Origin of the sequence: Pseudomonas sp. P179, from assembly GCF_000478485.2 — a bacterium.
In the GTDB taxonomy this organism is placed as follows: domain Bacteria; phylum Pseudomonadota; class Gammaproteobacteria; order Pseudomonadales; family Pseudomonadaceae; genus Pseudomonas; species Pseudomonas aeruginosa.
The window spans coordinates 2,422,802-2,423,716 of record NZ_KI517354.1; the positions used below are offsets into that span (position 1 = coordinate 2,422,802).

Annotated in this window: 1 protein-coding gene and 1 pseudogene; both read left to right on the forward strand. The window is 73.7% G+C overall.

Annotated features, from left to right (window positions below; genetic code table 11):
• A pseudogene (phzC, locus tag HMPREF1224_RS23740) lies at nucleotides 1-484 on the forward strand (phenazine biosynthesis protein PhzC); the annotation flags it as partial.
• The coding region (gene phzD, locus HMPREF1224_RS23745; protein WP_010793466.1) for a phenazine biosynthesis protein PhzD at nucleotides 481-915 on the forward strand (435 nt) is incomplete at its 3' end. The pseudogene phzC and the gene phzD, both read left to right, overlap by 4 nt.

The following is a 915-nucleotide window of genomic DNA, read 5'->3' on the forward strand; positions in this document are numbered from 1 at the left end:
CGGCCGCGACCAGTTGCTGGCGCTCTGCGAGCGCCTCGACCCGCGCCGCGAGCCGGGGCGCCTGACGCTGATCGCGCGGATGGGCGCGCAGAAGGTCGGCGAGCGCCTGCCGCCGCTGGTGGAGGCGGTGCGCGCGGCCGGGCACCCGGTGATCTGGCTGAGCGACCCGATGCACGGCAACACCATCGTCGCGCCCTGCGGCAACAAGACCCGCCTGGTGCGCAGCATCGCCGAGGAGGTGGCGGCGTTCCGCCTGGCGGTGTCCGGCTCCGGCGGCGTGGCCGCCGGGCTGCACCTGGAGACCACCCCGGACGACGTCACCGAGTGCGTCGCCGATTCCAGCGGCCTGCACCAGGTCAGCCGGCACTACACCAGCCTCTGCGATCCGCGGCTGAACCCCTGGCAGGCGCTCAGCGCGGTGATGGCCTGGTCCGGCGCAGAAGCGATCCCGAGCGCAACCTTCCCCCTGGAGACCGTGGCATGAGCGGCATTCCCGAAATCACCGCCTATCCCTTGCCGACCGCCCAGCAGTTGCCGGCCAACCTGGCGCGCTGGAGCCTGGAGCCGCGGCGCGCGGTGCTGCTGGTGCACGACATGCAGCGCTACTTCCTGCGCCCGCTGCCCGAGAGCCTGCGCGCCGGGCTGGTGGCCAACGCCGCGCGGCTGCGCCGCTGGTGCGTCGAGCAGGGCGTGCAGATCGCCTACACCGCCCAGCCGGGCAGCATGACCGAGGAGCAGCGCGGCCTGCTCAAGGACTTCTGGGGGCCGGGCATGCGCGCCAGTCCGGCCGACCGCGAGGTGGTCGAGGAGCTGGCGCCGGGGCCGGACGACTGGCTGCTGACCAAGTGGCGCTACAGCGCCTTCTTCCACTCCGACCTGCTCCAGCGGATGCGCGCCGCCGGCCGCGACCAGTTG